22 protein-coding genes, 1 pseudogene and 3 riboswitches are annotated in these 23,890 nt (G+C 59.6%); of the genes and pseudogenes, 6 read left to right on the forward strand and 17 right to left on the reverse strand.

The annotated features are described in order from the left end of the window. Positions 1-2: 2 nt before the first annotated feature. From AC0CW1_RS09015 to AC0CW1_RS09060, 10 genes are all read right to left on the reverse strand, one after another. Positions 3-656, reverse strand: a complete 654-nt coding sequence (locus AC0CW1_RS09015; RefSeq protein WP_488182737.1) for an HlyD family secretion protein — start codon at positions 654-656, stop codon at positions 3-5. Further along, on the reverse strand, positions 653-1,918 hold the full coding sequence (locus AC0CW1_RS09020) for an efflux RND transporter periplasmic adaptor subunit (RefSeq protein WP_488182738.1): 1,266 nt from the start codon (positions 1,916-1,918) through the stop codon (positions 653-655). The genes AC0CW1_RS09015 and AC0CW1_RS09020 overlap by 4 nt, the downstream gene beginning before the upstream one ends. A gap of 20 nt (positions 1,919-1,938) precedes the next feature. Beyond that, positions 1,939-2,535, reverse strand: coding sequence for a TetR/AcrR family transcriptional regulator (locus tag AC0CW1_RS09025; RefSeq protein WP_488182739.1), 597 nt, complete (start codon positions 2,533-2,535; stop codon positions 1,939-1,941). 124 nt (positions 2,536-2,659) lie between these two features. Then, a complete protein-coding gene (locus tag AC0CW1_RS09030; RefSeq protein ID WP_488182740.1) occupies positions 2,660-3,886 on the reverse strand; it encodes a DUF362 domain-containing protein in 1,227 nt (408 codons plus the stop codon). Positions 3,887-3,978: 92 nt separating this feature from the next. Continuing rightward, complete coding sequence (locus AC0CW1_RS09035) at positions 3,979-4,638, reverse strand: TMEM165/GDT1 family protein (RefSeq protein WP_488182741.1); 660 nt, start codon at positions 4,636-4,638, stop codon at positions 3,979-3,981. 317 nt (positions 4,639-4,955) lie between these two features. Beyond that, complete coding sequence (trmB, locus tag AC0CW1_RS09040; protein ID WP_488182742.1) at positions 4,956-5,669, reverse strand: tRNA (guanosine(46)-N7)-methyltransferase TrmB; 714 nt, start codon at positions 5,667-5,669, stop codon at positions 4,956-4,958. Between the two features lie 108 nt (positions 5,670-5,777). Continuing rightward, positions 5,778-6,779, reverse strand: coding sequence for an RluA family pseudouridine synthase (locus AC0CW1_RS09045; RefSeq protein WP_488182743.1), 1,002 nt, complete (start codon positions 6,777-6,779; stop codon positions 5,778-5,780). 326 nt (positions 6,780-7,105) lie between these two features. Continuing rightward, positions 7,106-7,288 (reverse strand): YjfB family protein, encoded by a 183-nt coding sequence (locus AC0CW1_RS09050; protein WP_488182744.1) that lies wholly within the window; start codon positions 7,286-7,288, stop codon positions 7,106-7,108. Between the two features lie 215 nt (positions 7,289-7,503). Continuing rightward, positions 7,504-9,174: an alpha-glucan family phosphorylase gene (gene glgP / locus AC0CW1_RS09055; protein WP_488182745.1), complete on the reverse strand. Its 1,671-nt coding sequence runs from the start codon at positions 9,172-9,174 to the stop codon at positions 7,504-7,506. A 188-nt stretch (positions 9,175-9,362) separates the two neighbouring features. Next, the gene (locus AC0CW1_RS09060) at positions 9,363-9,539 is read right to left on the reverse strand and encodes a hypothetical protein (RefSeq protein WP_488182746.1); all 177 of its coding nucleotides are present in this window, start codon (positions 9,537-9,539) and stop codon (positions 9,363-9,365) included. A gap of 121 nt (positions 9,540-9,660) precedes the next feature. Between AC0CW1_RS09060 and AC0CW1_RS09065 the strand changes: the two genes are divergently transcribed. Then, positions 9,661-10,884, forward strand: a complete 1,224-nt coding sequence (locus tag AC0CW1_RS09065; protein WP_488182747.1) for an HD-GYP domain-containing protein — start codon at positions 9,661-9,663, stop codon at positions 10,882-10,884. An 89-nt stretch (positions 10,885-10,973) separates the two neighbouring features. Here AC0CW1_RS09065 and speD read toward each other — a convergent pair whose 3' ends face one another. Then, complete coding sequence (gene speD / locus AC0CW1_RS09070) at positions 10,974-11,345, reverse strand: adenosylmethionine decarboxylase (RefSeq protein ID WP_488182748.1); 372 nt, start codon at positions 11,343-11,345, stop codon at positions 10,974-10,976. 293 nt (positions 11,346-11,638) lie between these two features. Further along, a riboswitch (cobalamin riboswitch) is annotated at positions 11,639-11,820 on the forward strand. A 246-nt stretch (positions 11,821-12,066) separates the two neighbouring features. Here speD and AC0CW1_RS09075 point away from each other — a divergent pair. The 4 genes from AC0CW1_RS09075 to AC0CW1_RS09090 all read left to right on the forward strand — a co-directional run bounded on the left by AC0CW1_RS09075 (position 12,067) and on the right by AC0CW1_RS09090 (position 14,798). Beyond that, positions 12,067-12,741 (forward strand): energy-coupling factor ABC transporter permease, encoded by a 675-nt coding sequence (locus AC0CW1_RS09075; RefSeq protein ID WP_488182749.1) that lies wholly within the window; start codon positions 12,067-12,069, stop codon positions 12,739-12,741. Next, on the forward strand, positions 12,738-13,073 hold the full coding sequence (locus tag AC0CW1_RS09080; protein ID WP_488182750.1) for an energy-coupling factor ABC transporter substrate-binding protein: 336 nt from the start codon (positions 12,738-12,740) through the stop codon (positions 13,071-13,073). Before AC0CW1_RS09075 ends, AC0CW1_RS09080 begins: the two co-directional genes overlap by 4 nt. Positions 13,074-13,182: 109 nt before the next feature. Next, on the forward strand, positions 13,183-13,878 hold the full coding sequence (gene cbiQ, locus AC0CW1_RS09085; RefSeq protein WP_488182751.1) for a cobalt ECF transporter T component CbiQ: 696 nt from the start codon (positions 13,183-13,185) through the stop codon (positions 13,876-13,878). Between the two features lie 53 nt (positions 13,879-13,931). After that, positions 13,932-14,798, forward strand: coding sequence for an energy-coupling factor ABC transporter ATP-binding protein (locus tag AC0CW1_RS09090; RefSeq protein WP_488182752.1), 867 nt, complete (start codon positions 13,932-13,934; stop codon positions 14,796-14,798). Positions 14,799-14,814: 16 nt separating this feature from the next. Here AC0CW1_RS09090 and thiD read toward each other — a convergent pair whose 3' ends face one another. From thiD to thiC, 5 genes and pseudogenes are all read right to left on the reverse strand, one after another. Further along, complete coding sequence (thiD, locus tag AC0CW1_RS09095) at positions 14,815-15,753, reverse strand: bifunctional hydroxymethylpyrimidine kinase/phosphomethylpyrimidine kinase (RefSeq protein ID WP_488182753.1); 939 nt, start codon at positions 15,751-15,753, stop codon at positions 14,815-14,817. Between the two features lie 72 nt (positions 15,754-15,825). Beyond that, positions 15,826-17,007, reverse strand: a complete 1,182-nt coding sequence (gene thiL, locus AC0CW1_RS09100; protein WP_488182754.1) for a thiamine-phosphate kinase — start codon at positions 17,005-17,007, stop codon at positions 15,826-15,828. A 66-nt stretch (positions 17,008-17,073) separates the two neighbouring features. After that, positions 17,074-17,768 (reverse strand): annotated as a pseudogene (gene thiE / locus AC0CW1_RS09105) (thiamine phosphate synthase). Positions 17,769-17,869: 101 nt separating this feature from the next. Beyond that, positions 17,870-18,709, reverse strand: coding sequence for a hydroxyethylthiazole kinase (gene thiM / locus AC0CW1_RS09110; protein WP_488182755.1), 840 nt, complete (start codon positions 18,707-18,709; stop codon positions 17,870-17,872). A gap of 16 nt (positions 18,710-18,725) precedes the next feature. Beyond that, a complete protein-coding gene (gene thiC, locus AC0CW1_RS09115) occupies positions 18,726-20,036 on the reverse strand; it encodes a phosphomethylpyrimidine synthase ThiC (protein WP_488182756.1) in 1,311 nt (436 codons plus the stop codon). Between the two features lie 79 nt (positions 20,037-20,115). Beyond that, positions 20,116-20,234: riboswitch (TPP riboswitch) on the reverse strand. Between the two features lie 345 nt (positions 20,235-20,579). Between thiC and AC0CW1_RS09120 the strand changes: the two genes are divergently transcribed. After that, positions 20,580-21,695 carry an HD-GYP domain-containing protein gene (locus AC0CW1_RS09120; protein ID WP_488182757.1) on the forward strand — a complete coding sequence of 372 codons (1,116 nt, stop codon included), beginning with the start codon at positions 20,580-20,582 and terminating at the stop codon, positions 21,693-21,695. 72 nt (positions 21,696-21,767) lie between these two features. Here the strand turns inward: AC0CW1_RS09120 and AC0CW1_RS09125 are convergent, their stop codons facing one another. Then, positions 21,768-23,483, reverse strand: coding sequence for a KamA family radical SAM protein (locus AC0CW1_RS09125; protein WP_488182758.1), 1,716 nt, complete (start codon positions 23,481-23,483; stop codon positions 21,768-21,770). A gap of 197 nt (positions 23,484-23,680) precedes the next feature. Further along, positions 23,681-23,816, reverse strand: a riboswitch (cyclic di-AMP (ydaO/yuaA leader). Between the last annotated feature and the right edge of the window lie 74 nt (positions 23,817-23,890).

Consider the following 23,890-nt stretch of genomic DNA (forward strand, 5'->3'; position numbering starts at 1 on the left):
CATCATCCCCCTGTGGAGATCTTGGCGATGACGTTCATCCCAGGGAGAATGCGCAGCCCCTGATCGTCAAGAATTTTGATTTTGATGGGGATCCGTTGGGTCACCTTGATGAAGTTGCCCGACACGTTGCTGCTCGGCAACAGGGAGAAGACGCTGTCGGCGGCAAAGCCCACCTGTTCCACAACGCCTTGCAATTTATGTCCGGGGAAGGCGTCCACCGTCAAGGTGACAGGCTCGCCGACAGCCAAGCGGTGGATCTTCGTCTCTTCGATCCGGGCCGACACGTAGAGGTGCTCGAAGTCAGCGAGCAAAAAGAGGCGCTGTCCCGGCGAGACCAGTTCGCCGTCGTTGACGTTCTTTTTCATCACCAGGCCGGTCCCCGGCGCGCGCACCAGGGCGGAATCGCGGTTTTGCAAGGTCGTGTTTTTCTCTTCCAGACGGACCATCGTCTCGCCGGCCTGGACGAGATCGCCCTCTTTGACGCGGATCTCCAGGACCCGTCCGGCGATCTCCGGTCCCACCTTGATCATGTCGGCATCGATGCGGGCGTCATCGGTCGTCACATAGCGGATGGAATCGACGTAGCTGTAACCGGCATAGCCGAGGGCAGACACTAAAAGAGCGGCGCCGGCGATTTTGGCGATTTTCTTCTTCATTTTGCCGCTCCCCTTTCGGCGATCACCTGGATGGCGTCGCCGTCTTTCAACTCATTCTGACCGACAGTGATGATCTTTTCGCCAGCCTTGAGCCCGCTCAAGATCTCCATATTGCTGCCGTCAGAACGGCCCGTCGTGACGGGGCGGACAGTCACCGTGGATCCGTCGGTCACCATGACGACGCGCTCGAAACCGCGCTTGACAATAGCGTCTTTCGGCACCACAATGGGCGCCTTGCTCTCGCCACTCGGCAGGGTGACCTCGGCGTACATGCCCGATTTCCAGAGTCCCGACTGGGGCAGGCTCAGTTTGACAGGATACTCTTTGCTGGTGCTGTTGGCGATGGGGCTGACGGCGACCACTTTCGCCTCAAAAGCCTCCGAAGAGACCTGCTCGATGCGCGCCTTCATCGTCTGTCCGACCTGGATCTGCTTGATATACTCCTCGGGAACGCTCGCTTCCACCACTGGCTCGCTGCTGACGATGGTCAACAGGGTGTTGGCGGCAGGCGCCGTGGCGGCCATCTCTCCTTCGTGAGCCGCTTTGGAGGCGATGCGGCCGTTGACCGGCGCCGTGATGACCGTCGCTTCGAGGTTCAACCGGGCCTGGTCGACGATGGCGCTCATCTGGGCCACAGTGGCTCGCAGGCTCTCCAGCGTCTGGGCGGTGGCGCCTTCGAGCATCTGGCTCTGTTGCTGCAACAACTGGTCATAGGTCGCCTGGGCCTGGGTCAAAGCCAGTTGCGCCGATTCCAATTGGTTTTTCGACGCGGCGCCGGCGTCAAAGAGCGACTGGGTCCTCTCCATCGTCTTCTTGGCGATGTCGAGGGACGCCGCCGCTGCGGTGATCCGTTGCTCCATCTGCTGCCGTTCCTGAGGCCGCGCGCCGTTTTCCGTGTCGGCCAAGCGGGCCTGGGCGGCGCGTAAGTTCGCTTCCGCCTGGGCGAGGGCGGCGCGGAAGTCGCGGTCATCCAGTTGGATCAGCGGCTGGCCTGCGTTGACTTCTTGTCCCACATCGACGAGGACCTTGGCAATCCGGGCGTTGAGCTTGCTCATGATGGCCGATTCCGTATCGCCCATGACCCGTCCGGCGACGACGCGAGCCTTGCTCAGCCCCTGATCGCCCACCGTTTCGACGACGACTCTATGTACCTTCGCTTCGGGGACTGCGCCGCAACCGGTGAGGGTCAGCGCCGTCGCCACGATGCATCCTAGGGCGATCGCTTTGACACCTGTTTTCCTATGTTGTTGTGGATTCTGCATGTCCGTCCTCCTGTCTGCGACTATGGCTGTTTCCAACTGTGCAAGAGCAACCGGATGCTGCCGCGAACGAAGGCCTCGTCTACAGGCGGCAGATGTTCCATCTGCATACGTTCCTTGTGCAGATAGGCGTTGAAGAAGTGACCGAAAAACATCTGCACGGCAATGCGGGAATCGATGGGCGCCAGTTCGCCTTCGGCGATCTTCCCATCGAAATAGGCTCTCATGATCTCCGTGTTTCGGCGGACCATGTCGATAAAAAGACCGCCAAACTCCGTGTTGTGCATGCCCTCGCTGACGAGAATAGAGATCAAATTCCGCCGTTCCCGCAAAAAACCGATAAACCCTGTGGCGACGAGGAATAACCCCTCTTCGATCGGCTTATCTTCAATCTCGCCGATCAGTCTCTCCAGGACAGATGCAAAGGTGTGTTCCCGCAAGGCCTCGCGAAAGAGGTCTTCTTTGTTCTCAAAGTAATGATAGATAGAACCTACGGTGACGCCGCATTTCTGGGCGATGCGCTTGATGGTGGCGCCTTCATACCCGTGCTGGCAGGCGAGTTCCATGGCCGCCGCCATAAACATCTTGCGCCGCTCGGTACCGCAAAGGTCCGTCGTCAATCTCTACCGCCTCCCACATCGTTTTGCCTCAAGGCCCTCCTAAATGAACGTTCATTTAGCGACCTTCATTTTTTCACGAATGCGAAAACCTGTCAATAAAAAAGAAACGCCGCTGATAATTCAGTCAGCGGCGAGAACCGAAAAGGAACCGGCTAAGCCCGGTCTGGCGCACCTCGACAGCCCGCTCGGGGCACATCTCCTGGCAGCAGAGGCAGCCGATGCACTTGTCCTTGTCCAGTTGAGGGATCCCGTCCATCTGCAAGGCGTCAGCGGGGCAGCTCTGCAGGCAGATGCGGCAACCGACGCACTTGTCCCGGTCAAAGGCCGGCAGCGGTCGGAGCGACTTCGAGATGGGCCGGGCCAGAAAGGGAGGCAGGTGGTTTTCGACGAAGTTGACCCGGCGGTGCGAGGCGGGGCGGAAAGGGACAGGTTCGATTTTTTCACCGTCGTCCCGCAGGATCAGCGGTCCGACGAGCCCCCGAGCCCGGGCGACGCGATCCATCTCGATGTCCTTGAGGTGGATGAGCGAGAGGGCGTAGTTGTCCAGGGTGAAGGGGCAGCGGGAGGCCAGCAGGTAGCCCAAAGGTCTCGGTTCCCCCGCCGTCGGCCCGTCACCCTCCATGCCGATGACGCCGTCCATGACGGTGAGCGCCGGCCGGAGGGCTAGGTTGAGTTCCACGAGCAGTTCGCCGAAGGGCTTTCGCTCCTGCACCCGGAAATGGTACTCCGCCTTGCGCATCCCCGGGATGGCGCCGTAGAGATTTTTGACCGCTCCCGTGTAGCCAGTCTGGGCATGGGTCTTGATCTTGGGCAGGTTGATGATGGCGTCGGCCTCGTGGAGCACCTTCAGGATGGACACTTTGCGCAGGGGGCTCCCGTTCGTGAGGGGCAGTTCCACTTCAGACGTATCGTAGCTGACTTCGATGCCCAGACGCTCGGCGACGGCGGCCATGCCCGTCTTTTTATAGACCATCTTCAACCCAGGGGCGTTTCCGGATGGACCGCCGGGGCTGTCGACGATGAAAGGTGTCGCGCCCAAAGCGATGACCGCCCGGGCCACCGACTCCACCAGCGCCGGGTGGGTCGTCACGGCGGCAGCCGGATCTTTTCCCATGACCAGGTTGGGCTTAAGGGCAACACGCATGCCGGGGCGGATCGGGATGGCGGGAATGACCACGCCATCCGGGCTTTCCAGGGCATCCGGCCCTTCCTGAGCGCTGATGAACTTCCGACTGCCGAGAGAACCAAGGCCGCCGAGGCGCTCCAACAGGCGCCCGACAGCGGCGTCCATCTCTTCCCGTTCGTAACTCCGGCAGGACGTAATCGCCACTGCCTTGCCATTTACAGTCAAGTTCCGTCACCTCGAATCACTTTCACTAGTATCATACCCGATACGGTGATTTAGACAGACGAACCTTTGCTGTTCCTATTATGCCCCGGGCATTACTCTGAGCGAACAGGTTGATTTCCCCTTCGGGTCAGCATGTAAAGCGCGATAACCGTAATTACCGTAATCCCGCCCAACAATGCATAGAGTGTCGTCTGGTCGTGAACGGTAGCGATGATGCCGGCATAGCCGAAAAAGATGAAGATGGCCGCCGAGGCGTATTTGACGACCCGCTCGGGGATCTGCTTGCCAAGAACCACCCCGATGAGGATGCCGATCAGGTTGGAGATCATCATCCCTGCTGTTGTCCCCATCCAAACTGGGATCAGGTTGTGATACTTCGCCGCCAGGGCGACGCTGGCCAACTGGGTCTTGTCCCCCATCTCAGCCATAAAAAAGGCGATCGTCACTGTCAGAAAAGGGCCAAAATACTCCTTCTTGTCCTCCCCTTCCAACTCATCGCCGCGAACCGTCCAGAGGCCGAAGAAGATAAAGGAGATAGCCGCCGCCAGTTGGATCGTCTCCATGGGCACAAAGGCGGTCAGGTAATCGCCCAGCGCCACCGCCAGGAAATGGTTGAGCAGCGTAGCGACGAAGACACCAGCCAGAACCGTCATCGCCTTGTAGCGGGTGGCAAAGGCCATCCCCAGCAACTGTGTCTTGTCACCCATCTCGGCGAGCACGACGAAGATGGTAGATGCCCAAAATGCTTCCACGATGTTTCCTCCCTCAATACGATGAAATCTGCTCGGATGACGTGATGTGTCGAGCATTCTCCCAGAGCGGTTGAACCGGCAAAACAGGCCAACAAAACAGAAAGACCTCGGACACGCCAAAAAACGTGTCCGAGGTCTCGTTAAGCCGTTTATCCAAGCCGGTACAGCTTGTCCAGGCTGGCAAGGCCAGGCGGTAACGCCAGTTTGTTGACCTTGCCCGTGAAACTACTCCCCTCAGGCAAGTCTATGGTAAACCATGATGCAGTGCCTGTCAATCCTTGTAGAATCCTATCTACTACACAGCGCCGCCTGCAACTTTAGCGGGAAGCAGCCCCATCCCTTTCCATCGGCGCCAACAGCATCGCCTCACAGCGATAGATCGGCATCCCCTGCCGGGAAAAGCGCCGCTCGTACTCAGTCATAACCCTGGCCGACAGCTCCATCGACGCCAGCGCCGGATCCTTGTGCAAATCGAAAGTCACCTGTTCGAGGGCAAAACCATTGGCTGCGATCTCTTCCAAGGAGAACCGGAAGAGATCGTCATTGTCCGTCTTGAAGCGGATCCGTCCGCCGGTTTTGAGGTAGCGCCGGTACCGTTCCAGGAAGCGCCGGTGGGTCAATCGCCGTTTGGCATGGCGCGCTTTGGGCCAAGGGTCAGAGAAGTTGAGGTAGATGCCGTCAACCTCGCCAGTTCCGAAGATATCGACCGTCTGTTCCACATTGATCCATAAAAAGGCCAAGTTGGGCGCTTCCCACTTTTTCGCCTGTTCCAGCGCGTCCAGGAGGACCTCCTCGCGCAGTTCGGCGCCGATCCAGAAGCGATCCGGACACTCCCGGGCCATCTCATTGATAAACCGTCCCCTGCCTGTGCCGAGTTCCAGGTGGATCTCCAGGGGCGCCTGCCGCTGCTCGCCGAGCCGACCGGCGATATATTCCTGCCACCGGCCCTGCCATGCCGTCGGATCGGTCACCAGCCAGGGGGTGTACTGCAAAATCTTCTCCCGAGTGCCCGGGATTCGTCGTAACCGCATAATAACCTCGTCATCTCTCTAGCGATCTTTTGCTTCGTAATTTTGCTTCGTTATCCTAGATTCGTTTTAACTGACTCCGCTGTCATCTGCTTCTTCAACCTATTTCCTCTATAGCTGCTTTTGATTTTCGCTCATCTCTATTCCGTCGATCAGGCGGGCCATATCTTCCGGCAGGTTAGAGGTGACCTTCACCGCCTCCCCGCTGCGGGGCTGAAAAAGAGTCACCCAAGCCGAGTGCAAGGCCTGGCGGCTGATACGGGGAGAGTCTCCCCCGTATAGCCGGTCCCCGAGCAGCGGTGTGCCAAGGTGGCTGAAATGCACCCGGATCTGGTGAGTTCGTCCCGTCTCCAGAAGGACCTCCGCCAACGCCAGGAGCGGTTCTGCCCCCCCATTCTCCGGCACAGGCGGCTCATGTCCCAGTGTTTCCTTCGTCCCCGAGGCGCTCGGTTCGATCACCTGCGTCACCCTGTACCGGGTGAGCGCCGTCTCCCCATCATCGCAGACCCTGCGCCGCATATGGTGGTCCGGGTCGCGTCCGATCGGCCCGTTGATGATCCCCACTGGTTCTGCCGGCAGGCCGCGCAGGATGGCCAGGTAGCCACGCTGCAAGCTCCCGTCGCGGAGCTGCCGGTCCAGCGCCTGGTGGGCGAAGGCGTTTTTCGCGAAGACACAAATGCCTGTCGTGTCCTTGTCAAGCCGGTGCAGCGGCCGGACCCTCGCCTTGATCCCCCGCTCAGCGAAATAATGAGCCACGCCGTGGGCCAAGGTCGGCCGGAAGCGGGCCCGCTGTTCCGGCGGGTGCACCTCGATCCCCGCCGGCTTGTCGAGGATGAGCAGGTCCGCGTCTTCGAAGAGCACCTTCAGGTCCATGGCGACCGGCGCCAGGTTGCCTTCCTCCTCCTGGTGGACGCAGACCTCCAGCAGATCGCCCTCTTTCACCCGCCGGTCGAGATGGGCTCGCTTTCCATTGAGACGAAAACCATCGGTGCGGGTCAACACCTGCAAGCGACGCCGGGAAAAACCCAGGCAGAACTGCAGGACGCTGCCGATCCGCCGCCCTTCTTCCTCCGGCTTAATGCGATGAGCCAACCATTCCTTCGACACGGCCACGATCCTTTCCGCTTTACGCCTCTGCCTTCTTCCCGTCGATCTTCCCGATCATTTTTGCCGCATTCTCACCAAGCGGCGCACCATCCGCAGTCCTTCCTCAACATTCATCGCCTCGCCTTACAGGATAAGCTCTCCCTCCCACATCAGTTCCTATGCGCCTTCCACTCTGACGCTGCTGTCAAATCCTCCAGAAAGTGTATCATAATCTCTCACATAGGGAAACGGCAACTGCCCCTGCCTGAAAAGACAAAAAGCGCCTCTTATCCCGCAAGGGACAAAAAACGCTTTGGGCGACACTGCACCAGTAACCATAACCCCTTTTCGAGCTATGCTCTGACATCGATCCGCTGACCCAGATGGGGGGTGACGCTCTGCTCCATCATCCGAATATCGGCGGAACCTTGTTGTTTCGCCACATCCATCGCTTTTTTCAACACCAACATGTGGACAATGTCACCGTTCGACGCCGCATTGACGAGCGTCGGCGCAGGCAGTTGAGATATGTTCATGGCGCTTACCTCCGGTGTCTCCAGTGTCTCTGTTGTCTTCGCGGTGTTCCTCCATCGTTACGGCCTTGTCCTCTTACCTCAGTCTTTTCGATCCCAGTATATCCGTTTGCGCCGAATGACGCATGGGACCATCGTCGGATTAAACAACCGCGGAGAGACTGGAAGACCGGTTTCCCCGCGGTTACAGTTTTATGTAGACTTCAAAAAAACTTCCCTCAGATCGACTGGCTCAACAACTGCCGCTTGTTCGTCGTCACCGGCGTGTACATCAGGTCATAGTACTCGCGGCACATCCGGTGGGAGGAGAACTGCCAGCGCGACATGTCGATGCTGAGCATCATCATCTCCACCCAGTGCTTGCGGTTGTTGTTGTACATGGGCAGCACTTCCTGCAGCAGCACCCGGTAGAGAGAGTTCATATCCAACTCATCCTGCTCCTGCGGCGAAAGGTTCTCGCCGGGATGGAAATCGAGCAACCAGCCGTTGATGCCGTGCTGCACCCCTTCGCCGACCCAGCCGTCTTCGACGCTCAGGTTCAGCACGCCGTTCATGGCCGCCTTCATCCCAGACGTCCCCGAGGCCTCCTGAGGCTTGCGGGGGTTGTTCAGCCAGATGTCACAGCCGCGCACCATCAGCGTAGCGATGTCCATGTTGTAGTCTTCGATAAAGACCACATTGTCAGGGTAGCGCTTCTGGAATTCCACCAGCCGGGCGATGATCTCCTTGCCCATCATGTCGGCCGGGTGGGCTTTGGCCGAAAAGATGATCTGAATCTTGCCCGTCGCCAGGTAGGGATCGATAACCTCGGGATTGCGGAAGATCAGGTCTCCCCGCTTATAAGAGGCGGCCCGGCGGGCAAACCCGATCAGGAGGGTGTCCTCCCGCAGGTTCCCCAACCCTTTTTCCTTGACATACTGAATCAACTTGCGCTTATTGTCCATATGAATCGACCACAGGTCACCCCGCGTCTCAAAGGCCTGCTTGATCCGGGGATCCTGCCAGGTGCCCGGATGGACACCGTTGGTGATGGAAAAGATTAGCGGGATCGACTCCAGATGCCCCCACATGCGGTGGACCGTCCGGCCATGGAGCTTGGAAACGCCGTTGGCCATGTAGGAGAGGCGCAAACCGGCAACAGTCATGCTGAAGGGATCACCGCCCAGGTCGCGCATCTGGTTGTAGTTGAGGCCGTTGTAGGCGCCCATCCGCCCGAGCGTATCGTGGTCATGAACCTCATTGCCAGCAGCGACAGGCGTATGGGTCGTAAAGACGATCTCCTGGCGCGTGTTGTGCCAAGCCCGCTCGAAGGATTGCCCCTGGTTCATCTTCTCCCGGATCAGTTCCAACCCGGCAAAAACGGCGTGACCTTCATTAAAGTGATAGACATCGATGGGCAGGCCGAGGGCGCGCAGCGCCCGGATCCCGCCGATGCCCAAGATCATCTCAGCCGCAATGCGCTCCTGCCGCCCACCGCCATAGAGACGCTGGGTCATCCAGCCGTGGGGACTGCCGGGAAAACCGGCGTCCAGCAGGTAGAGGGGGACATTCCCCTGGTTGTCCAGGACCCAGACCTTGCAGATCACATCATGCTCCCAGATGCGGACCGACACGGTCACACCGGTATCCCGCAGATCGGGAAACTCGTAATCGCGGTACACGTCATAAGGCTGACCGTTGACGTCGACATGCTGCTCCGTATATCCCTGACGCCAGAGGATACCGACGGCCACCATCGGTCGTCCTAGTTCCTGGGCTGCCTTGATGTAATCCCCTGCTAGAATGCCCAAACCGCCTGAGTAGATAGGAATAGAAGCGCTCAAACCGTATTCCATGCAAAAGTAAGCGACATGAGGGAGTTCCGTGCCCGTAGGATAGGAAACGTTCAATTCCATTCACCTCTTCTCGCGCATTTGCCCACAATTCTATGATAACGGAACTGGCGTCCAGTGGCTACATTTTTCTGGATCCTTTTCAATCTCTTAAAAAAAGAGAGCCGACCATGCTGCCGACCCTGTCCGTTAACCATACCGCTGTCATGTTCAATTCCATCATCACTGCGTCATTGCCTTGTTGATTAGGCCACGCTGTCCTGAAGTTCGCGAACGCCTTCCTGTTCACAATAAGGACAGGTGCGGGTGCGTTCGATTTCGCCCAGCATATCTACAGCCAGTTCCGCCTGGGAACAGGCGGGAACGATCACGTTGCGCACGGTGCCACATTCAATGCATTCCGCCGTAAACCGTTTGATCACATTATCACCTCCTTCGCCGTCGCAGAAAAAACAAAAGCAACACGACTTTATCTTATGGTAAGATGAATGATAGATTCATGAAGGTCCCATAAAAAATCCGTAAACAATTGGAGGCAACCGGATGGCATCCTACACCCCCGTCGACCTTCCCCGGCTGCTCGGTGCCCTCGCCATGGCCTTGGACTTCACCGCCCATGGCCTCTCCCGCCACCACCGCCGGGTTGCCTACTTGGCAGTTACCCTCGGACGGGAGATGGCGCTTCCGGTCAAAACACTGAAGACCCTTTATTGCGCAGCAAGCATCCACGATATCGGCGCCGTCACCTTTGCCCAGAAGACCGACCTCTCCCGCTTTGAGATCCAATCCCCCAAGAGCCATTGCGAACTGGGGCGTCGGATGCTGGCGAGTTCGCCTCAGTTAAAAGAAGTGGCCATCATCATCGAACATCACCATGACCATTGGAACGAGCCCAACCGAGACGAGTCTGACATTGATCCTACATTACTGCTGTTGGGCGACTTGATCCATCTGGCCGACCGCATCGAAGTCCTCCTGACGCCAGAGCATGTCCTCACCCAGCGCCGCAAGGTCATGGATGCCATCGACGGCCTGTTCGGAACCGTCTTCCGACCCGAGTTATCCCCTGCCCTGGCCGAACTGGCTGGGAAAGAGAGTTTTTGGCTCGACCTGGACTCCCCATTCATCGACGAACTGACCCGGCAGGCCGTCGGCTCTGACGAACACACCATCCAACTCCCCTACTGCGAGTTGAAAGGCCTGGCGTCCATCTTCGCCCGCATCATCGACAGCAAGAGCCGCTTCACCCTCCGCCACTCGCGGCTTGTGTCGGCGTCAGCCACATACCTGAGCAAACTGGCCGGCTTCTCTCCCGCTGATATGGCCCGCCTGGAGGTGGCTGGCCTCCTTCACGACATCGGCAAACTGAGCATCCCTGAAGAGATTCTGGAAAAGCCGACCCACCTGACACCGGAGGAGTACCTGATCATCAAACAGCACACCTATCACAGCTACCACATTCTGAATCAGGTTCCCGGCTTTTCGGAAATCGCCCAGTGGGCCGCCTACCACCATGAGCGCCTTGACGGCCGCGGCTACCCCTTTCATATCCCAGGCGAGCAACTCAGCGCCGGCAGCCGGATCGTGGCCGTGGCCGATATCTTCTCCGCCCTCGTGGAAGACCGTCCTTACCGGAAAGGCCTCCCCCAGGAAAAAGTCGAGTCGATCCTGCGCAAGATGGTCCAGGAAAAGGCAATTGACGGGGATCTGGCCGAACTGCTCTGCAGCCATTACGAAGAGTTTGAAGAGTTGAAGCGGACCATGTAACGCCACTGGAAAAGATTGTTTTTTTTAGAACGAATGCAGCCCATTAGAAAAAGCCTGGCGAGAACCAGGCTTTTTTTCATGGGCCGTCGTTATTTCAGGACCTCAATCGGTCCGTCGCCGCGCTTGAGCAGCTTTACCGACGTCTTCTTGGGAACCAGCACCTTGATCATGTGGTTGATGGCCACTTCCGGATCCACCGTCTCCCCGCAGGTGTAGCAGTCGAGGGCGGCGAAGCCCTTCTCGGGATAGGTGTGAATGGAGATGTGGCTCTCAGACAACAGGACCAAGACCGTCGCGCCTTGCGGCTCAAACTGCTGCTTCTGGGACGAGAGAACGGTCGCGCCGGCCGCCTTGGCGGCTTCAATCATCTGTTCCTCCAGGAACCGGGCGTCGTTCAATTTTTTAAAGTCAACGCCCCAAGTGTCAATGGTGACATGTCGTCCGAAAGTGGAGTAATCCATCATTTCGGCCCCCTTCCCAGCAAATTGGATGCCGGGACCTACGTGATTCATCCGGGGGTGGGTCTGACCCGCCCTAACAGGGACGTCGGTCTGTTGAAGCAATCCAAACCCGATTTGGATGAATCCTGGTTCCCACAATGTGTTTATTAATATCATAAATGACGGGCCAGATCAATACTTTTTTTCAAGAGGATTTTATTGCCTGAACCTTGCGACACCCTTGCCCCGCGCGCCCTGACGTGATACGATTGCATATAGATAGTGCTTTCCATAGCTATCTGAAAAATCGAACACAGGTTGACCTTGTTGCAGGCGCCGCCTAGCGGCTGAAAAGGGAATGAGGTGCAAAGCCTCAGCAGCCCCCGCTACTGTAAGGGAAGACGACCCGCCACAGATCCACTGGACTTCGGTCTGGGAAGGAGGCGGGAGCGGATGATGCCCGAGCCAGGAGACCTGCCCGCAGCAAACGAAAGACCCACTTCGGGAGGAAGGGAGGGCTTTATTTTGTTGCCTATGGGGAAATCTCCACCCGGCTCGGACAATCTACCGTCTTATCGAAGGCGATGAAGCAGCTCTAAGGATCGTGCGAACATATGATTGTTGTTTTTATCACTATCTAATCCCCGGCACGGCATCGCCGCTAGTACGGCACGATGAAAAAAGCTGGCCTTTAGATTAGGAAAGCACGAAACCACCCCTACGCAAAAAGGAGTGTCTGCGAATGCATATCATGGAGGGCTATCTGCCCCTTAGCCATGCCGCCGCCTGGACCGCCGCCTCGGCGCCCTTCGTCGTCCACGGCGTGCGCGCCATCGAAAAAACCGTCCGGACCAATCCGGAAGCCAAAATGCTCCTCGGCGTCGCTGGCGCCTTCTCCTTCGTGCTGTCGGCCTTGAAGCTACCCTCGGTCACCGGCAGCTCCTCCCACCCGACCGGAACCGGTCTGGGCGCCGTCCTCTTCGGCCCCACCGTGATGACGGTGCTCGGCTCGATTGTGTTGCTCTTCCAAGCCCTGCTGCTCGCCCACGGCGGGATCACCACCCTGGGCGCGAACGTCTTCTCCATGGGCATCGTGGGCCCCTTCGCCGCCTACGGCGTCTACCGGTTAGGCCAGCGCCTTAACCTTTCCTCTAATCTCTCCATCTTCGCCGCCGCCGCCTTCGGCGATCTGGCCACCTATGTCACCACCACGTTGCAACTCGCCTTGGCTTTCCCCGATACAGCTACCGGAATCATGGGCTCCATCGTCAAATTCGGCTCCGTCTTCCTTATCACGCAAGTCCCCTTGGCCCTGGCAGAGGGACTGTTGACCGTCGTCATCTTCAACGCCCTCTCCAAATACTCCACTGCCGAGTTGTCGGCGCTGAAGATTTTCTCGAAAGAGGTGAAAGCATGAACGGGCTTCGGAACAAGCTTGTCCTGATCACAGCAGCTCTTTTTCTGACGGGTGTTCCCTTGATCATGCATTTTACCGGCGATTTTGCTGGCGCTGATGATCAGGCAGGAGAAATGGTCCAAACGATCGCTCCCGATTACGAACCCTGGTTCGAGTCCCTCTGGGAACCCAGTGAAGAGGCCGAACCGCTTCTCTTCGGCCTGCAAGCCGCCGCCGGCGCCAGCTTCATCGCCTACTACTTCGCGCGCCGCCGCAACAACAGTGGTTCTAACGTCCACACAGGTTCAGGGATGGGCGCCGGCATGGGGCGCAAACCTCTCGGCGACGCCTGACGCACTAAATCATGAGCGCGCCGGCGAACAGCAGACACCGGATAGGCGAACTGACGATGATGGAACGCTGATATCGACTTACCGAAACTTGTTAAACGGGGTCACACATATGCTCTTCACGATCGATCAGTGGGCTTGGGCCAATAAGCTGCGAGACAAATCACCGGCATGGAAAGGACTTGCCGCCCTCACCGGGTTGCTTGTCAGCCTGATAGCGCCCACGCCCTGCCTATCCGGAGCGATCACGGTGCTCTCCGGCGCACTGCTCGTCCTCTTGGCTCGCATCCCCTTATCGGTCTTCCTGAAACTGATGACGGTGCCGGGTCTCTTCCTACTCACCGGCTGCGCGACTGTAGCGCTGTCACCCTCCCCCCTTGACCCCGTGGCCCAGGTAACCATCGGCCCCTACTCCCCTGGAATATCGGCTGCCGGTCTGCAACAGGCCGGCATCCTCTTCTTTCGTTCCCTCGGCGCCACCGCCAGCCTCTATTTTCTGGTGCTCACCACGCCAATGGTCGATGTGATCGAACTGGCGACCCGCATACGGGCGCCCAAGATTGTGACAGAACTGATGCTTCTCATCTATCGCTTCATTTTCGTGCTCATGGAGACAACCCAGGCCATCCTGATCGCCCAGGCGTCGCGCCTCGGCTACGCCACCAAAGCCAACAGCCTTCGCTCCCTCGGCATCTTGGCCGCCAACCTCTTCATCCGTTCCCTCATCCGTTCCAAGGAACTCTACATCGCTCTGTCGGCCCGAGGGTATGAAGAGGAGCTTCGCGTGCTACCGCGCAGCCGGGATTGATCTTTTTGGCCGAATCAACGCCGCACTCCCTGAAAAAGAGGATGGTTTACATCGTGACTGCCCTGTTGGAAACAGAACAAGTGGAATACAGCTACCCCGACGGCAACTGCGGCCTTCGGGGTATTGATCTTTCCCTCCCGGCGGGACGCAAGATCGCCGTCGTCGGCGCCAACGGCGCCGGGAAGTCAACCCTTTTCCTTCATCTCAACGGCGCTTTGAAGCCGCACCGCGGTGTCGTCCGTTTCCAGGGCCGGCCCATCGATTACTCCCGCCGGGGCTTGCGCGAACTGCGCAGCCAAGTGGGCCTCGTCTTTCAGGACCCTGACGCCCAACTGTTCTCCGCTTCCGTCGAACAGGACATCTCCTTCGGTCCCCTCAACATGGGCCTTCCCGAGGCAGAGGTGCGCCGCCGCGTCGACGAGGCCCTGCGGGCCACAGGGATCACCGAACTGCGCCACCGACCGGTCCACGCCCTCAGCTACGGCCAAAAAAAGCGGGTCTGTATCGCCGGCGTCGCGGCCATGCGCCCCAGCGTGATCATCCTCGACGAACCGCTGGCCTGGCTCGACCCTGCCGGCGCCAGAAGCATCCTCGAACTGCTGGAACAGTTGAACCGGGAGGGCGCCACCATCGTCATGTCCCTGCACCAGATGGACATTGTGGCCCGCTGGTCAGACGAAGTCGTCCTGCTGGATCAGGGACAGCGGCTCTTCCAGGGCGCGCCCCGGGAACTCTTCGCCCGGCGGGATCTCTTGAAGCAGGCCGGCCTGGAACTTCCTTGGCCTACGGAGATGTATCAGGCCTTGGTCGATCGGGCCATACTCCCCACCTCGAATGCTCCGAAAGGGTCGGATATCCCGCTAGATCGGGAAAGCCTGCTCCAGTCGATCGAGCAGGCCTGGAAGGAACGGGATCATTAAGTCCGGAGGATCGCCTCTATCGTATTGATGACGACAAAGTAGGCGATCCAGAAGTTTTTTCCCATAGGTTTTGGCAAACTACGCCTCGCCCCTGCCCAACATAAGCCGGATTGGCGATTCCCTGGCGCAACCATGCAACCGCCCTTTCTGCCGCTGCCGGGACAGGCAGTCCCCGGGCAAGGCAGGCAGCTACCGCTGACGCAAGGGAACAGCCAGTGCCGTGAAGGTCGGCGCCCGGCACCCGTCGTCCCCACAACCAGCGCCGTTCCTCCCGGCTGATCAGCAGATCGGCAATCCGGTCGTTCTCCAGATCCGCCTCGGGCAGATGACCACTCTTCAGAAGCACCCACTGTACGCCGAATTGGAGAAGTCTTTCCGCCGCGCCGATCATGTCGTCATGGTCTCGAATGGTCACCCCGGACAGCGCCTCTGCTTCCGGCACATTCGGGGTCAGCACGGTGGTGACAGGCAGTAATTCCTCCCGAAAAGCCTCCAACCCGCCTCCCGCCAATAGGTTCACGCCGGTGCCCGAACTAAGGACCGGATCGACGACAAGCATAGGATAAGAAGCTGTGGCCGAAAATGCCGGGGCAGGCGAAAGGGATGGCAGAACGGGCGGAATCTGCTCTCCTGACATTTGGTGCTCCTGGACATACTCGCCCCAGAGCCGACCCAGCCCGCTGATCACGCCGGGCTGTTGTAACATGCCCGTCTTTACCACAGTCGGACGCAGATCCCATAGCACATCGCGGACCTGCTCTAGCACCCATTCGGCAGGCAACGGAAAAAGGCCGAGCACACCGGCGCTTGTCTGCCGCGTCAGCGCCGTGATCGCGGCGCCGCCGTAGACGCCGAACTGGGTCAGTACTTTGAGGTCTGCCTGGATGCCGGCGCCTCCGCTCGGATCCGACCCGGCGATCGTCAATACCTTGGGCAATGTCATGGTCGTTCCCATTCCTAAACCCCAAATCTTTCGGTTAACGCTCCTGTGCCGCTTGCGCGCCATCAAAGGAGCGAACTGCCGACATTATAAAAAATGATTGTATCCCTTGGCCGCCAAAGGGACCCTTTTGCCGCCCTCTTCATCAGGATAGAGAGCCATCACCCCGTCCGAGGCTTCGGTCAGTTGTCCGATCACGGTGACTTCGGTTCCCGTCACTTTGCGAACACCTTCGATCAGCCCGGGAACCTGTTCCGCCGTCGCCGTGAAGAGCAATTCGTAGTCCTCACCGCCCGTAAGCGCCCAGACCAGGGGATCCCGCCCAGTCCGCTCAGCCAGCCGGCGCGCCGCCGGGCTGAGCGGCAAGGCCGCCACATCAATCTGGGCGCCGCAGCCTGAGTGCCGGCATAAGTGGTGAACCTCGCTACTCACCCCATCACTGATGTCCATCATCGCCGTCACCCCGCCATGGTCGACGAGGGCCATCGCCTCCGCGACACGGGGCGTGGGATCGAGGTGCCGCGTCAGGAGGCTCTGACGGTCCGCTGCACTTAGTTCCATCCCGTTTATTTTTGTATTACCTGTTTCACTATCGCTCGTTAGGGCTTTCCCACTTTCGGCGGCCCTTTCTCCTTCAACCTTCATCGACCATTCCGATAGCAAGAGATGCAGTCCCGCAGCCGAGTCGCCCACCGTGCCGGTGACGAGAATCAGGTCGCCCGGCTTGCCTCCGCTCCGGCGGAGGGGCGCTTTGGCCGCCAACCCGAGCAGGGTCACATTGATCACCCACTGGTCGGAGCGGACCGTGTCGCCGCCAGCCAGCGAGACGCCGTAACGGGACGCCAACTCGCCCATGCCGGCGTAGACCTCTTCCACGTCCTCCACCGTTGCAGAGGCGGGAAGGCCGATGGAGAGAAAGGCCCAGGCCGGAATCCCTCCCATGGCGGCAATGTCGCTGATATTGACGGCAAGCGCTTTGCGGCCGAGCAGGCGCCGCCGCTCCGACGACCAGAGGAAGTGGACGCTCTCGACAAGCATGTCTGTCGTCACCAGCAGCGATTTTCCGTCCGGCACATCGATCACAGCGGCGTCATCGCCGACTCCCAGCCGCAAACCGGGCGTCACCAAAGAGAGGCAGCCAGGTTTGTCAGCGCTACAGCCGGCGGCTTTTCCGCTGGAGGAGGCGCCCTGCCAGGCCCGAGCCAACCGCTCAATCAGGCCGAACTCGCCCACGGATGTCAACGGCGTCCCTTCTTGTCGCCTGTCCACCTTCACTTGCTCCCTTTCCGTCTTGGGGCAATCTTGCGATTCGCCCCCTATGAAAAAGCCTTTCATCTACAACACGAAAAGCCCCGAAAAAGTCCTGTAAGCTCTCGTCACTTCCACGGCGATTTCCCTAGCGGCCTGTTCCGGCTCATCGACGCTCATGATCGCCGAAACGACCGCCACCCCTCGACCGCCCGCCGCCACCACCGCAGCGGCATTGCCGGCATGAAGGCCGCCGATGCCGACGACAGGGATGGAGACAGACCGGCAGATAGCCGCCAACCCCCCAGACCGATTCCCGGCGCCTCTTCCTTCGTCGACGTCGTGAAGACGGCGCTGGCGCCGATGTAGTCAGCCCCGGCCTGCTCGGCAGCGACAGCTTCCTCCACCGAGGAAGCCGAGATGCCGATGCAGATATCCGACCCGAGGATGCGCCGCGCCTCTGCCAGCGGCATATCATCCTGTCCGAGATGGACCGCCGGGGCATTGACGGCTAAAGCCACATCAAGCCGGTCGTTGACGACGAAAAGCGCGCCATAACGGCGGCAGAGATCATGCAGCGCCCGCGCCTCATCCACCATCTGTCGCGTTCCCGCCGCTTTCTCCCGGTACTGGACCAGGTTCACCCCGCCGCGCAACGCCGCCTCAACCTGGTGGAAAAAGGACCGGCCGCCACAGGCGCGCCGGTCGGTCACCAGGTAGATCCAGGGGATATCCTTATGAAAAACCGGATGAAAAACAGACCCTCCGGCTTGCTTCGGCACGGGATCGTCCCTCCGTTTTCCACTATACAAGAATTCACTTAGTGAGCCAAGGTTCCCCTTGGCCTAGAATCAAAGCGTCTCAATGCTTCGCGATCCACCGGCTACACAGCTTCTACCCGCGCCAACCGCGCCGCCCACTCCCCATCCAGGGAATAAACGGCGTCAAAGAAGGCGGTTTTAAAGCTCATGGGCCCCCTCGGCTCTGGCCAGATTGGCCCCGCCTCGACCAGAGGCGACCGTCCGGCAGCGATTTCCCCCGCCGCGCCATAGAAGGCGAGGGCCGACGCGGCGGCGGTCAAAGGATCTTTTTCAACGGCGCAGAAGCATCCCGTTACCGATGAGGCCATACAGCCTGTCCCAGTCAGGCGCGCCATCCAGGCATCGCCGTTTTTGATCTTCACCGTCTGCTGCCCATCGGATACGTAATCGATGACGCCAGTGACGGCGGCAACGACGCCGAAGCGCCGCGCCAGCGCCTGGGCGGCGGCGCGGGCATCGCCGCTGACGGCGTCGACGCCTTTTACTTCTCCATCCAGACCAGCCAACACCGCCGCTTCCGCCGCATTGGCCCGCACGACGGCCACCTTGACGGATTCAAGGATGCGCAGGCACGATTCCGTGCGCAAAGGCGTCGCGCCGGCGCCGACCGGATCGAGGATGACCGGCGTGCCGGCGGCATTGGCCGCTTTCCCGGCTGCGATCATCAACTCGATCCAAGGCAAGGTCAAGGTGCCGATGTTGAGGACGAGCGCCCCGGCGATGGAAGCCAGTTCGGCCACCTCTTCCGGCGCATGGGCCATCACCGGCGACGCCCCGGTCGCCAGGACCATATTCGCGCAGTCATTGACCGTCACGTAGTTTGTCAGGTGATGAATCAGCGGGCGTGTCTCCCGCATGATCGCCAGTTTGTCTGCTAAGCAAGGGCGAACCTGAGCCGACATGGCGATTCCTCCTCTCCTAGCAGGACCCCGCCGGTCTCCCCAGGTAATCGCTCACAATGCGCATAGCGCAGTAGGGACCGCACATGGAGCAGCCGGTCTTGTCGCGCGTGTGCGGGTGTTTGTCAAAAGCGGTGGGGTCCATCGCCAAACGGCGTTGCTCGCCCCAGTCGAGGTCTTTGCGTGCCTTGCCCATCGCCTTATCCCAGTCCATGGCGCCCTTGATCCCTTTGGCCATGTCAGCGGCATGGCCGGCGATGCGGGAGGCGATGATGCCCTGGCGAACGTCCTGTTCATTGGGCAGACCCAGGTGCTCCGCCGGGGTTACATAGCAGAGGAAGTCAGCGCCAGCCGCAGCCGCAATGGCACCGCCGATGGCCGAGGTGATGTGGTCATAGCCAGGCGCCACGTCGGTGACAAGGGGTCCAAGCACATAGAAGGGCGCTTCTTCGCAGAGCCGCTTTTGCAGCTTGATGTTCATCTCCACCTGGTCCATGGGCACGTGGCCGGGCCCCTCGACGATGACCTGCACGCCGGCGGCGCGGCAGCGCTGAACCAGTTCGCCGAGGACCATCAGTTCCTGCACCTGGCCTCGGTCGGTGGCGTCGGCGATGCAACCGGGGCGCAACGCGTCGCCAAGGCTCAAAGTGATGTCATACTCCTGGGCGATCTCCAGGATGCGGTCAAACTGCGCGTAAAAGGGGTTCTGCCGCTGGTGATGGAGCATCCAGCCGGTCAGGAATGAACCTCCCCGGGAAACGATATCGGCGATGCGCGGGTGCTTGCGCAGGCGCTCCAAAGCCTCCATCGTCAAGCCACAGTGGATGGTCATGAAATCGACGCCATCTTCGGCCTGCTTCTGAACAGCCCGCAGGATATCCTCCTCGGTCATGTTGACGATGGCGCCCTTCATCTCTTGCGCCTCCACCGTGGCCTGGTAGATCGGCACGGTGCCGAAGGCGATGGGGCAGCCTTCGATGAGCGCCCGGCGCACACCGTCGATGTCAGGGCCAGTGCTCAGATCCATGACGGCGTCAGCGCCGCACTCGATGCTGATATCGAGCTTGCGTTTTTCAAACTCGATGCCCGATGTTCCCTTCGAGGTGCCGATATTGGCGTTGACCTTGGTCCGCAAGCCCCGGCCCACACCGCAGTAAGACTCGCGAGGACGGCGGTTGTTGGCTGGAATGACGATCCGTCCGGCGGCGATCTCCGCCATCAGCGCCTCCGGCTGCCAACCTTCCGATTCGGCCACCTGGACCATCTCGGGAGTGACTTCTCCTCGCAGAGCCCTTTCCATCTGAGTTCCATAGTGCCTGCCTAATTGCATTGATACTCCTCCTTGTTTGATTCTGCCCTGCGCGGATAAAGAAATCCCTCCCCGAATTCAGGAAGGGAATAGCGCGCTAAAAATCGCCTATCCGCTTTCCTCCGCTGGCATTCCTCCAGATCAGGTGCAAAGGGTCGGCGCCGCTCACGCCGGCGCCCTCTCAGCCCGGGCATCGTCCGGGCTCCCCTAGCGGTAAACCTAATGAAGTTTTTGATTGCCTGCTATTGGTTCTATTCGACAAGAACAGGGATATTCCTTTTCCGTTCAAAGACCCGTGAAAGCGCACAGCGATGGAATCATCAGCAATAAATACCCCCAGCGAAAAGACTGTTAAGATCCCGTTTTCCTATACTGTTCCGGCAAAATGGGCAGGAATTTTGTCCGTTCGAGGCGAACCATTGATAATTGTTCCACTAACAGGTTTCTCAGCCTTTTTCCCCGACTTTTTCAGGTCTTTACACGATCCTTCCTTTCCGTTTGGCTTGTGTGAGACTTTTGTCGTCCGTTTTGCATCGATGCCTTTGACAGAAGGGGGCGGCCCGGTTGAGAAAAGTATCCATCGAATCTGTTGAGCCGGGCATGATCCTGGCCCGCAGCATTTATAGCGCCGAAGGCAAAACCCTGCTCGGTGCCGGCATCACCCTGTCCCCCCCCTTCATCCGGCGTCTAAAGGAACTGGGTGTGCCTGCCGTTCTGATCAAAGACCAGGTGATCGGCGATTTAACCGTTCCCGACTTGCTCAGCGAGCAGGTGCGCCTTGCTGCCGTACAGACGATCCGCCACTCCTTCGCCCGTGTTCAACTGCACGCCGACAAAGGGTTAGAACCGACTGCCGTCAAAACGGCCACCTCGGCCATCATCGACGAGGTGCTGCGCAACCGCCATGTCATGTACCACGTGGCCGACATCCGCACCTTCGACGACTACACCTTCGGTCATTCCGTCAACGTCTGCGTGTTGTCCGTATTGACGGGCATCGCGATGGGATATAACGAACTGGAGCTCTACGACCTTGCCTGCGGCGCCATCCTCCACGATATCGGCAAGATGCTGATCCCCCTGGAGATCCTGAACAAACCCGGGCGTCTAACCCCGGAAGAGTATACCGAGATCCGCCGGCACTGCGAATACGGCTTTGAGATCATCCGCCACCAGTCGGAGTTCTCCCTCGCGGCGGCCCACGTGGCCTACCAGCACCAGGAGCGCTTTGACGGCTCAGGTTACCCGCGCCAGCTCAAAGGCGAAGAGATCCACGAGTACGCCCGCATCGTCGCCATCGCCGATATGTACGACGCCCTCGTGGCTGACCGGGTCTACCGCAAGGGCTACCTCCCCTACCAGGCCCATGAGATCATTCTGGCCGCCAGTTGCCGTGAACTGGACCCCAACCTCTCTCAGATCTTCTTGCAGAATATCGCCATCTACCCCATCGGCAGCACCGTTCAACTGAACACCGGCGATATCGGCGTCGTCGTCGACGTGAATAAGGCGTTCCAAAGCCGCCCTGTCGTCCGTCTCCTCTACGGCGCTGACGGAATCCCCTTAAAGCGGCCCTATGAGATGGACCTGACCCGGCACCTAACCGTCTTCGTCGACAAAGTGCTCTTTGAAGAACATGTGCGGGAATTGACGGCCCCCCACTACCAGGAAGCGAAATAACGAAAACAGCGAAGAGCCCCGGCGTTATCCGCCGGGGCTCTCTCGTTAGAGGGCCTGTCATTCAAGTGCGGCTTAATAGTAATACCAGATGCTCTGATACGCCTGGGGATCCTCGCCGCGCTGGGCCATCGCGTGCAAAAAATCCTGGATCGCCACGTCGGTAAAGAGGAAGGGCTGCGGATCGGAGGGCATATCCCAAGGGTAAAATTCGTAGATCCGCCGCCCCTCGCTGTCGACCATGATCACCTCATGGTCCTGGCCGGCGCGCAGGTAGTTTTTGCCGAGGCGGGGGATGTTGAAGACGGCTTCGTCGGAACGGACCAGGCCGGGCATGAGCCGCGCCTCTTCGGCCTGCTCCTGAAGGAGGCGGGCGATGGGGACCCGGTAAGCGCGCGTTTCCTCTTTGCCCTTGGCGTTGAAGGTGTAATAGGGGTCGACGCCGATCAGGCGCAAGAGCCGGCGCAGCGCCACCATCTCAAAGCGCCGGGCGTTTTCCAGCGTAAAGACGCCCTGGTTGTAGATGGGCAGGCCGCGCCGCCGCAAGCGCTGAACGGCTTCGGCCGCCTCAGGCGTCACCTCGTAGGGGTGTTCAAAGTGGGTCATGACGACCACTTCCCGCCGCCCCGGGATCCGGTATGACACCAGCAGATCAGCGAAGGCGTCGGTGATGCGCATGGGGAGGACGACGGGGGTGCGGGTGCCGATGCGGATGCGCCGGACATGATCGAAGGCGCTGACGGCGTCGAGCACCCGCTTGAGCGCCCCGTCCGACATGATGCCGGGATCGCCGCCGGTGATCAGCACCTCCTCCACCTCCGGATGGTGGCGGAACCAGGCCAGGGCCTTGCTCATCTTGTCGTCCGGGGCGGCCGCCGTCGGCGAGAGGACATCATCGATCTCCCAGTTGCGCTGGCAGTAGACGCAGATCTGGGCGCAGGTGTTGTAGGGCTTCAGGATGGCGATCATGGGGTAGCGGCGGGTGACGAGCCGTTCCGGCGACGTGTCGCCTTCCCCCATAAAGTCAAAATTCTTCGAGGGATCCCCTCGCCCCGCCAGCATGCCCTCCACATAATCCATTGGCGGCAGCACCTGGGCCCGGACGGCATGGTCAAAACGCCGGTGCGGTTCCCGGTCCATCAGCATGACGTAGTAAGGAGTGACCCCGAAGGCGAGCCCTTCGGCGCGCGCCTGTTCGATGGCTGCCCGCTCCTCATCGGTAAGATCGACCAGATCCTGCAAAGAAGCGGCGTCGCAGATGACCTGACGGCACTGCCAGCGCCAGTCATTCCACTCCTCCATCGTCGCCCCGAAATGCTCCAGGAAACGACGGCGGTTGGTTTGCCGCCGCTCGATCACATCGTCGCGCAACCCGTGGGCGAACCGGTCCACCTGTTCCTGCACCATGAGGCCCAGTCTGCTCAGGCGAGCGTCCCGCCCCAGCGCTGGCGTCGGTTGCGACTCATAGAGCCCCGTCTTTTCCTTCATCGCCAAAAAGAGATGGCGCATCTCCTCCACAAAAGCCTCTGTGGCGGAAACCGGCTCCCCGTGGGCCAACTGGTGGAGGATTTTCAGAGCGCTTTCATGGGTCAGTTCCTCGTTGCGGCGGGCAAAGATGTTTTTCAATACCTGGATCGCCTTGCGGCTGAGCGCCCGTTCCACTGGCGCCACCAGCGCCCGGGAATGAAGCACTTTTCGTTCAAAGTCGACCAAGTAGTTAAAGGCCCTCTCCCTGGCCTCTTCGAGGGTGCGGCTGTGGCAGAGCAGTTCGAAGAAAATCGGGTTCGCCACCCAAAAACGCTCCAATGCCCGCAGGAAATTGCCCTTACAGGCAACTTCAGGGGGCCACAAGGCAGCCCTGTGATCCATCGTGCCATTCTCCTCCTTGTTGTCAGTTTTAAAGATAAAAAAGCCCTCGGCCTGGAAGAGCCGGGGCTTTAATGCGCAATGAAATAAGAGCCTGAACAAATGATGCAGACTGTTGCGCCCCAACGTACCATCCACGCTGACGAAGTTAGCTGACGGATTCGGGTGGATTGCTCACCCTACCGGCCTGGCGGCCGGATTCACCCCAAAAATTGGTTCCCCCGCTCCCTGGTGCCAGGAATTAAGCGTTCTCGTGGGCGTATGTTGTTGTATCGTATACAGTATATCAAGGTTTTCCAAGGAAGTACACAACTTTCCCCAAAAAAGGGTAA

The sequence above is a fragment of the Heliomicrobium sulfidophilum genome, assembly GCF_057715735.1.